This is a genomic window from Pseudomonadota bacterium, from assembly GCA_026388315.1.
In the GTDB taxonomy this organism is placed as follows: Bacteria; Desulfobacterota; Syntrophorhabdia; order Syntrophorhabdales; family Syntrophorhabdaceae; genus MWEV01.
The window spans coordinates 11,370-20,797 of record JAPLKA010000009.1 but is presented as its reverse complement, the minus strand read 5'-3'; the positions used below and the strand labels follow the sequence as shown (position 1 = coordinate 20,797).

The 9,428-nt window shown below is 45.6% G+C and carries 11 protein-coding genes; 5 read left to right on the top strand and 6 right to left on the bottom strand.

Annotated elements, in window-relative coordinates; translation table 11 throughout:
• The coding region (locus NTX75_00470; protein MCX5814703.1) for a hypothetical protein at positions 1–235 on the top strand (235 nt) is incomplete at its 5' end.
• Between the two features lie 135 nt (positions 236–370).
• On the opposite strand, the gene traN is transcribed toward NTX75_00470, so the two are convergent.
• From traN to traE, 6 genes are read right to left on the bottom strand one after another with little or no spacing between them, the layout of a single operon-like run.
• A complete protein-coding gene (traN, locus tag NTX75_00465) occupies positions 371–2,797 on the bottom strand; it encodes a conjugal transfer protein TraN (GenBank protein ID MCX5814702.1) in 2,427 nt (808 codons plus the stop codon).
• Positions 2,779–3,840: a TraU family protein gene (locus NTX75_00460; protein MCX5814701.1), complete on the bottom strand. Its 1,062-nt coding sequence runs from the start codon at positions 3,838–3,840 to the stop codon at positions 2,779–2,781. The genes traN and NTX75_00460 overlap by 19 nt, the downstream gene beginning before the upstream one ends.
• Positions 3,818–4,921, bottom strand: coding sequence for a TrbC family F-type conjugative pilus assembly protein (locus NTX75_00455; GenBank protein ID MCX5814700.1), 1,104 nt, complete (start codon positions 4,919–4,921; stop codon positions 3,818–3,820). Before NTX75_00455 ends, NTX75_00460 begins: the two co-directional genes overlap by 23 nt.
• The gene (locus NTX75_00450; GenBank protein MCX5814699.1) at positions 4,881–5,441 is read right to left on the bottom strand and encodes a S26 family signal peptidase; all 561 of its coding nucleotides are present in this window, start codon (positions 5,439–5,441) and stop codon (positions 4,881–4,883) included. The genes NTX75_00455 and NTX75_00450 overlap by 41 nt, the downstream gene beginning before the upstream one ends.
• Positions 5,442–6,137: a type-F conjugative transfer system secretin TraK gene (locus tag NTX75_00445; GenBank protein ID MCX5814698.1), complete on the bottom strand. Its 696-nt coding sequence runs from the start codon at positions 6,135–6,137 to the stop codon at positions 5,442–5,444.
• Complete coding sequence (traE, locus tag NTX75_00440) at positions 6,134–6,778, bottom strand: type IV conjugative transfer system protein TraE (protein ID MCX5814697.1); 645 nt, start codon at positions 6,776–6,778, stop codon at positions 6,134–6,136. Before traE ends, NTX75_00445 begins: the two co-directional genes overlap by 4 nt.
• A 628-nt stretch (positions 6,779–7,406) precedes the next feature.
• On the opposite strand from traE, the gene NTX75_00435 reads away from it, so the two are divergent.
• From NTX75_00435 to NTX75_00420, 4 genes are all read left to right on the top strand, one after another.
• The gene (locus NTX75_00435; protein ID MCX5814696.1) at positions 7,407–7,988 is read left to right on the top strand and encodes a hypothetical protein; all 582 of its coding nucleotides are present in this window, start codon (positions 7,407–7,409) and stop codon (positions 7,986–7,988) included.
• A 153-nt stretch (positions 7,989–8,141) separates the two neighbouring features.
• Positions 8,142–8,423: a type II toxin-antitoxin system RelE/ParE family toxin gene (locus NTX75_00430; GenBank protein ID MCX5814695.1), complete on the top strand. Its 282-nt coding sequence runs from the start codon at positions 8,142–8,144 to the stop codon at positions 8,421–8,423.
• An 8-nt stretch (positions 8,424–8,431) separates the two neighbouring features.
• Positions 8,432–8,737, top strand: coding sequence for a HigA family addiction module antitoxin (locus NTX75_00425; protein MCX5814694.1), 306 nt, complete (start codon positions 8,432–8,434; stop codon positions 8,735–8,737).
• A gap of 80 nt (positions 8,738–8,817) precedes the next feature.
• On the top strand, positions 8,818–9,204 hold the full coding sequence (locus tag NTX75_00420) for a hypothetical protein (GenBank protein ID MCX5814693.1): 387 nt from the start codon (positions 8,818–8,820) through the stop codon (positions 9,202–9,204).
• Positions 9,205–9,428 lie beyond the last annotated feature (224 nt).

Sequence of the window (9,428 nt, the reverse complement as noted above, 5' to 3'; positions counted from 1 at the left end):
GACCCGGGAAGAACGGGAAGTCTTCAAAGATATTATACAGGAAACAAAGGATCGGGAAGAACAGATTACACAGTTTTCCCAGCAGGTCAAGGACAGCTATATAAGGCTTTTTGCAGAAATAAATATATTTTTTGAGAAAACAGTTATTCTGAGCAAAACCTTAGTGCAAACTCTTGACGAGATGGAAACCAATTATTTGAGATCCCTTCCTGCCGATAGGTTCTACCGGGAATAGGCTTATACCGCCCCTTTTACATAAAAACTTACTTTGTGATATAAGGCTCTGCCCTCTGCAGAAACGTTGCTCATTCGACAACCTTTGCAGAAACTATCATTGTCCTCATTGTCTCGCCAATACCACAATTCTTTCCTATTCAAACTTTGTTTTCACTGAATTTGAAATATTTTCAATCTCTTCCGGCGTAAGATCAACTTTACTTGTAATATACTGCGTATATTCCGTCAGGTCCATTTGGGAGAAATCTAACGATGCAAGCTCCTGAACAGAAAATCCCCTGCAAATTGGTGGAGAATTGCCTCCCCCCCATCCCATCTGTAACTGTGGTCTGCCCTGCTCTTGTATTATCCTGGCAAGGATACTGTTGAAGCAGCAATATCTATTTGTCGCCTTTGTGAAGAACAGAAGTTTTTCCTCTTTCTTGACATCCACAAAATGACATAGCTTAAACCCGAGCTTTAATGACGTTTCGAAATCCTCTTCCGTACATGCAAACGTCGAATCATAGACCATCTTCCCTATCGAATATGCCAAATACAGCACACCCACTACCGACACAACAGTTCCAATTGCCGAGATCGCCGCCGACGGAGCGATAACTGTCGTGCCCACCGCCTGACCGGCGCCAGTCATTGTCGTTGTCATGGTCGTTGTGCCAAAAGCGGATGTTACTGTGGTTTGGGTTATGCACGTAGCCCCTGCTTCCATTCCCGCTGTGGTCGCCGTACCGTATCCTAATGTGGTCGCAAGGTAATTTGCCCCTGCTGTAATATTACTTGCATATGATGCCGCCACTCCTTCAACGCCCAGACTTGCATACCTGTATATGCTGTACATACTGGCTGCCATGCTCACATAATCACCGATTGCGAGGCCAATTGTGGTAGGTTTGCAACAGTCTTCCGGGCTTGCCTGACATTCCATCTCCTTACCCGGGAATATCCGTAAATCCCCGCCGTCCGGCATTGAATCCACCCTCGCCATATTGAGAATTTCCCCCGCTGCTAACGCCTTGCCCAGGTTTAAGTTTGCATCGTATGACGCATCAGCACAGTCTGTGCCTATGCAGCGAATCTCTCCCGAACAGTTGTAAGCAACGGTATATTTCGTTGTTCTATCAGTGCCGCACGTGTATGTGTGCTCATAGCGTGTACATGGTGTATCCAGACATTGCGAGCTGTAATGTACGCACCCCTCGTCAATAAGAGTCTGGCAGTTGTTTGTGTCTACTTTGCACGAAAATTTTATTCTGGAACACCATACGTCAAAACCTTCCCGTATGCCCGGACCGCCGTTTACCGTCTGCCACGTAATCGGCATCCAGTTTTCATAAGTCGTAAAAGTATCTGTCTGAGGAGTCGGCGTGGACAGGGTATCGTTGATGGTTGCAGTTGCAGAATTGTCACCAGGAGGGCATATCGTATACCCCGGGGTCAATGCGCTTGCATGATCCTCACAGGTAGGAGCCCGGCAGGGGGTAGGCTCACAGGTGGCAGGATATACATTGCCTGTTTCCTCCGAGTCTTGCATGAGCCACGTGCAGCCGGCGCATGAACTTTTGCATTTTGCATAATCCGTAACTTCACATTCTTGCAGCCATCTTTGTACATCATCCATATTGCATGTGCTGTCCGAGCGGAGAAAGACTCTTTCTATTGTCGATGGTTTTGTCACAACATAGAATTTTGCCCATGTACCGCGCCCTATTCTACTTCCCGAATCTCCCCACGTCGATATGCTGTCTATCCCCTGCCCGAGATACACGGAATTTGGCGGCAATTCTCCCTCATTGCTCACAGAAAAACCTGAGGGGCATTGCCCCCAACAGTAGGTGCATCCGCCTATCACAGCGCACATTGCAGCCCGTAGTGCAGCCCAGGGGACGCCGCCGGCGTTCTGGACTTGTCCCAGGTTGATACGGTATAACTCAACATTGTCCTTACAGGTCGCGTATACCTGATTATCGTGAACGGGTATGCTGATCGATTCGCACGGTCCATCGACAGTCTCGACCTCTGTGGCGACATACCTGTTTTTTATGACGCATTCCGGGATACTAATGACATTTGCCGTTTCAGTGCATGTTTTTGTCTCTGATGTTTCACGCTCCGGTATCACCACCTTCTCGCAGTCGGGATATGTGTTCGTTATTAAATCTTTTGACAGAGACCACTGCTGACATTTTCCATCAGCACCCAGGGCAAGGCATTTGTTTCCAAAAGTAGCATCATCGCTCAAGTCGAACTTCTGTCTTTGATCATAGGCATTCCTCACTGCTTGCGCTTCTTCGCTTACCGGAACGCCCCCCATGCCTGACGGATTTGTGTAGTATCCCGTATAGCTTCCTTTATTAGCGATCGCTTCGTCATATTTTGGTACAGTATCCGGCAACGTAACCTTGCCGGGGGTAAAATCAGTCATTGTTCCCGTTCCCAATGCAGTCCCTTCATTGAGCGCACCTTCAAAACTACCGCCGGCGGCATTACAGGGAAACAAAATACCGAGACCGATGCTTATCAATAAAAAATACGATGTAATTCTTAAAGAAAATGCAGACAACAATTTCTTTTCCTCCAGATAAGATAGATATGTGTTTCGCCCGTACCTGGTATATTACGGTTTTCACCCCACAAAAACGTTGAACTTCCCAGGACATGGCAACTCTCCGTTTCAGGGACAGGACTCAGCATACTGAAACGGTACTGACTTTTTTTGATAACGGGCCGTATCATGTCCGATATCTGTCCGCACTTAGCTCCTGAGCCGCTTGTGTCAAGCTCCATCGCCCCCGGTATGGGGGTTCTCGTCAGTTTCGCAAGCAACCTTGCCGTTAGCAGGCTCGTTGTCCTGACAGGCGATCCAATCACTCCGGTATTTCCTGTGAAGGGGTAGAGCGAACCCCAACATCCAGCGCACCAGAAAAGAGCATTGAGAGGGTAATCGGCAGATGCGGCGATACAGTCCGCAGAGCAGATGGCTTGTGCAATAGGATTGGCGAATACCGCAGCTTCAGCGTTTATCCACAGGCTTAACTCATCGTTGTTCCACATGGGGTCTACCTCAGTAAAGTACGCGAGGTCTATGTCCGTGTACAGGTTAGTACAGAAATCCATATCCTTGATGAATTCGAGTACGGACAAAACAGGAAACCCGTAATAATGGAGATTGTAGAAAGCCTTTTCACCGGTTTTTTCCCATCCTATCGTTCCCTGGGCGGCATATGCGTCTAATACATCTCCCAGTTCCAATCCGAACAGAAATGAATAACAGTTCGGTCTCAAGGTTGCCTCTATGACCGCATACGGTTCCCAAAACGATACCCATATGCCGCCGTGCAGCTTACCATCTATGGTACATGAACAGACATAATCGGAGGGGTTGTAATCATCGGGGTTTTCGGTATCTACGTTATCAGGTACATCTCCGGCAGACATCACGATCACGCCCCCTATCCTCACCGGAAACATGCAATCCCAGCAGATGTCTGTCGCAAGATTCGGGAACAAGTCTTTGCATACGGGGGATTCCCCATGGACAGGGACCGACTGCGACAGCAGCACAAGCATAATTATGATAATGCTACAGCTTCTTTTCAGTGACACGGATGTACCTCCCTGATTGCTCTATAACTGCCGGTACTTTTTCGAGATGGAGCGCAGCGATGATCTGTTTGTTTATCCTGTAGAACGGTACACCGTACCGTTTTGAAAGTTCCTTTATATCTCCCGCTATAATGATGATCTTTTTCGGGTTCTGCTTGAGTGCGAATTTTACCTGTGCATCGTCTCTGCCGTCGATAATAACGTACTTACCCAAAGGCGCATAGTCAGCGGGGCTTATCTGTGTCCCCTCCTTTACGATAATATTCCCCGCATCGTCCGTAATGTCTGTTTCAAGGACATACTCGGGGTCGACATGATATGACCTGTCCTCTTTCGCCTTCTGAAACTGTCCGTTAAACTCCGAGACCATGTATATGTTTTCGCTGAAACCGTCCGCTTTCTCTGCAAATCTTTCCCGTATCTGTTCTTGTTTGGCAGCCACCATTGACTTTATGCTCCGTTCCCTGACAGGATAGAGCTTTCCTGCTGTCCCGTAATTTTGAGGGGCATCAGTAAACATCTCAAGGGCGGCTTCAACGCTTACGTCCCCTCTTATGATACCTTCTCCGTTGCAACAGGTAACAAACGGCACCTGTTTGACTGCATGTTTATCAAACATGCCGGGAAGTAACGTCACGGGAAGATTTTTGTTGAACACCTTTGCGAGGCGAGCCATATATAGTATAGTTTCTTTGAAGCTGTCGTTTTTGAAGCCCTTTAATGCTAGCGTGACTGACCCTCTGGATTTCTCATTCTCCCTGATTGCCGAACTCACGATGTTTTCTATGGTTTTGCCGGGCATAGAAAAAGAAATGAGATAGTATATCTTCGGTTTTTTGACGTGTGCCGATGCTGTACCGGGTTCAGGATGCTCTTCGCTTCCGGTTTCATTCGGGTCAAACATGGATACCGATTCTTTTTCCTTGTTCCCCCCCTGAAATTGCCGTACCATCTCTTTAGCTTCCTCAACTATATGTGCAGGTATCTCAGAGGGCTTCTTGATGGTGGACACAGCGTCGTCTGCAGCAAGAAGGATGCAGTTAGTAAAGAGGATAAGCAGTACCGATAATATTTTTCTCATTGATAAATCCCCAGTAGCGGGAGTCGTAGGACCCAGGGTGGGTGCCGATTACAAAGAACTGCCCCTCGGGTATTGTAACCGTCTCACCGTCTTTATAAACAAAAGGCAGGATTGTTCCGTCTCTCCTGCGATCATACGCCATGAACGTTTTTACGTTTTGGTCCTTACCGACAAGTGTCACATAAGCCTTTACCTTTAAGCGGTAAAGAACGCCTTCTATAACGACATCCATATATTCCTCAATACTGAGGATGGTTGCCTGCACCGTATCGCCTAATGCACCCGCAACATACTTGATGAGCCTTACATTCGTACCATCGTACAAAGGGATATTACTGCCGTTGAAATATACATACCCGCCCTTGGCGGGCTGCGTATTCTTTCTGACGAGCCACAGCTTGTAGGGAAGGCATTCCTGCCCCGAGATGGCTATACCGTAATAATTGCCGATAATATGGAGTATGGAAGCCACGATAAAACCTATAATAATAACGAGAATTATCTTTTTTCTAAACGTCAACTACTTACCCCCGCGCCTTTTTACAATGTAAAGTTTTGTAGTTTCGTTTGTTTCAAGGGCATGCTTCTCGATGGACACCGCGAGCGTGTTTTCCTTATAGAATTCTTTCTCATCAAGCGTAACGGGGGCACGCGCCTTGAGAATGTATATTTCTCCCGACAGTAACGCCCCCGCATACCGTTTCTTCAGCGTTTTCGTCACTTCGTTCCATTCCGTTGCATCCTCTGTAAGGTCATCAACCGTGTACCCTCTCGGCGGCACTTCAATATACATATTCTTTATCAGTTCCTTGATCGACCTTGTGTACCCATGGGACCGTTCCCAGTCGAGCGCGTCGTATGTGTCATCCCTCGTCCTCAATACGATGGTTTCTGCGGGAATGCCCGTAGGCTTGAGGACAAGCGGGTAAATTGAACCGCTTGTATCAGTGATTATCAATTCCTGAGGTTCGGCGATACTTCCTGTGTACTTGACAAAGATATTCTTCCCTTCAATCTTTACATCAAGCGAACGACTGCCTGAGATTGCTTTTGTACCGGAAAACGATGTTTTAATAACATTGAGGTCCTTTTTGGAGATTTCGATAAAGCTTGTTTCCCCCTCGACCGGACTTATTATCTGCATACCGTATGCGGTGCTGTTGAGCAACAGCGTTACTGCGATAATGCCCATGTATCTCTTCACAATAAATGTCATCTTATCTCCTTTTCCTTTGCCTCTTTTTCTTGAGGCTTCACTCTTTTCTTCTCTTGTGCTTTTTCGGTTTCCTCTTCCTTTTTCTTTTTCCTCTCAGGGAATTCGCTGTAGAGTTCGTCTATTCTTACATTGTAATCCCGCACCTTGAACTTTACGTTTACAACCATTTTTTCCTGTGTTATTTTCACGGAACCTACATACCTGACCGCAGTGCCCCCTACTGATACAAAACGTTCTTCAGCATTCACCTTCACCGATTCAGGAAAGAAAGCCTGAGTGATATTGTTCTTCTTGAAATAAGCCCCCTGCGATGCAATCTCGTTTTTCAGTTCGGCAAGGGCAGAAGGGTCCGTGTATTCTGCAAGTACCTTCGAGTTGTATTCGGCGCTGATCGGTGACATATTTGCAGCAAAGGTCGCGAAGAAGATGCCCATCTGTTCCAGATAAGAATCGGAGACTTTATTCGCTTCCAGCCAGATTTCTTTTTCTATTTTTGGAGGGACGATAATTACTCTGTCATTTTTTCTGAGAGCCACAGTGTTAAACACAATGCCGGCAGCGAGAATCATGCAGAGGACTCTGAGGAAAAAGTTCTCCGCAAGGGCTGATTTCCACTCCTTTATCCATCTTTCGTAGAGCATTTGACCTCCTGGTTGTAGTGCATTTGTTATGTATTACTTTTTTCGTACGGTCGTTCCGCTTTATTAGAAGGAAGTAGATAACTGATGGTGTAACGACTAATTTATAAAAGGGGTATTTTATTATGGATGGCAAAAAAGTCAGAGCAAATCACATATACATCAAACCAGATTATTGCCCCTGGCTGAGCGTACCCTGGATTTTTCATTTACAATGGAGGTAGAATATTTTTATGAAGAATGTGGGTGCATTGAAGTGTGGGCTTCTTCCTGCTCCACAATCCGGCAAGGTTGTCGGATGGGCTACATTTCATCGCAATCAATAACCACAGCGTGAATATTTCAGTTTGAATCTGTCGTTCCTGTAAATAATAAACTTTAATGTTATGCAGTGAGCAATATAATATTATGATTTAAGGATTATGTTGCTTTGTGCATTTGTAACGGCACCCCTTATCCCGTTGATATCATGATGATTTATCCTCATGCGTTTGCTATATGAACGTCATTGTCGTTGACAATACTATCTGTTAAGCATAAAATTTAACAAATTGTAGCTTGCAGCAGATTAATTGTTCGGCACAAGCTTTACGAGCAGATTGGCGCGCAGGCATTGTATTAAAGGTGAAACATGTGGAACTATAGAGTGGTTAGGAAGAAATACGTCAACCCTGACACTGAGAGGGCAAGCTACACTTATGCTATTCATGAAGCGTATTACGATAATAACAGACATGTGGGGGCAGTCACCCAGGACCCTGTAGAGCCATTTGGAGAAAACATAGAAGAATTACGTCACTCTTGGATAATGATGGCAGAGGCATTTGGCCTACCAATCCTTGATTTTGAAGCCATTCCGGAACCAGGTTACGAGAGAAAAGAAGACCAGGTGGCATCCATTCTTGATAAAAGAATCAAGGAACAGGAAACCGGTGAGGCAAAGGGAATCCCGTTCGAACAAGTAAAGAAGGACTTGGAAGAAAAGTTTGGTCCCTTTGACGAAGAAAAGTATGAAAAGCAGGTAGAAGCCGAGAGAGAGGAGAAGGAAAAGATACACGCCGAAGCTTTTGTTGCTACAACACCACTGGAGAAGCTCATCCGAGAAATTTGCACAGACTATCTGGAATATTTAAAGAGGGACAGAACTGAAAGCCCATGGAAATACCAAAAGAATGCTGAACAAGACGCTGCACCTGACGCGGAAGAGTATTAGGTTGTTTTCGTTGAGGCCTTCGGGTATTCCATTGACCCGTCCGCCGCGCAGGTGAGCTTTTCGTTAACTGCAAAATGAATAACTACAAAAAGATAGTCATCTGCATAATATAACGCTTGACGTTAAACGTTAAGGGGTATATCTTACTACAAGATGATTAAATCATTTAAGGATAAAGAAACAGAAAAAGTATATAGCCGCGAGGGGTCTCAAAAGCTGCCACGCGATATACAACAAGCAGCACTGAGAAAACTGCGGATGCTGAATAATGTTAAATCCCTGAATGATTTAAAGGTTCCACCTGCAAACAGACTGGAGAAAATGAAAGGTAACCGTGAAGGTCAACTAAGCATAAGAATTAACGACCAGTGGCGTATCTGTTTTGAGTGGCAAAACAGCGATGCTCACAAGGTTGAAATTACCGATTACCATTAAGGAGAAAGATCATGCAAAAAACACTCCATCCAATACATCCTGGAGAAGTTCTTTCCGAGGAGTTTCTTAAACCCATGAACCTAAGTCAGAATAGATTGGCGCTTGGTATAGGTGTGCCTGCGCGAAGAATCAATGAAATTGTTCTCGAAAAACGAAGTGTCACGGCCGATACTGCCCTGAGGCTTGGCAAGTTTTTCGGAATATCCCCGGAATTCTGGTTAGGGCTACAGGCCCAGTATGATCTGGATATCACCTCAGACGCTTTAGGGGAAAGGCTGGAACAGGAAGTGAGAACTTATGCAGTTAACAAATAGCTGCACCTAACGCGGCAAAACAGCGCGCCACGCTGGTGAGCATGGCGTTGATAAGTGAGGTCGCTTTATGAACAGCATCAATGAGAACCTACAAATCACATCGCACGACACGGACAAATACATCAACTACCCCGCAGCAGAGCTGCGAGGTATGTGAACGATTCAAAGCCATCAAGCAGCACTGGAACGTCATTTGTCACGCCTACATGATCCATGACGACAAGAAGCCTGTCATGCTCCTTGATGTAACGGAGGAGATGATCTATGCATATCCGTACAAGGATTTTAAGGCGCAACCGAGCGAGCACGAGCGAGCGTCGCTTACGGAGCAGTACAAAGAGGGTTTCCAAAAAAACTGCTTTGTAATTTTCGTTCGTGACAACGAAGAAAAGAAACTCATATCGTATTCCATGAATCTCCCTGAAATGTGTGAACCAGTTTCACTTGATCGCTGCGAATTGACATAAAACACTCCAAAAAATAAAGAGAACTCTGTTTTCATTGCTGTTGAGCACTCCTTCCTGAAGTCCACACAGACAGCCTTTTTAATATCATAGCAGCTTTCATACGGCAATAAATAAATAATTCTGTGTATTTTCGATGTATCTCTGCTATAATCAAATATAGATATATCGATAGAGACAATATAATAATGTGTTTGTCTCTATCACCCCACCCCCCCCCCCCCCCC

Excerpts from the sequence above, each read along its gene's own strand:
- traE (MCX5814697.1), bottom strand. The coding sequence starts at position 6,778 with ATGCTCTACGAAAGATGGATAAAGGAGTGGAAATCAGCCCTTGCGGAG.
- NTX75_00445 (MCX5814698.1), bottom strand. The coding sequence starts at position 6,137 with ATGACATTTATTGTGAAGAGATACATGGGCATTATCGCAGTAACGCTG.
- NTX75_00455 (MCX5814700.1), bottom strand. The coding sequence starts at position 4,921 with ATGAGAAAAATATTATCGGTACTGCTTATCCTCTTTACTAACTGCATC.
- NTX75_00420 (MCX5814693.1), top strand. The coding sequence starts at position 8,818 with ATGAGAACCTACAAATCACATCGCACGACACGGACAAATACATCAACT.
- NTX75_00430 (MCX5814695.1), top strand. The coding sequence starts at position 8,142 with ATGATTAAATCATTTAAGGATAAAGAAACAGAAAAAGTATATAGCCGC.
- NTX75_00435 (MCX5814696.1), top strand. The coding sequence starts at position 7,407 with ATGTGGAACTATAGAGTGGTTAGGAAGAAATACGTCAACCCTGACACT.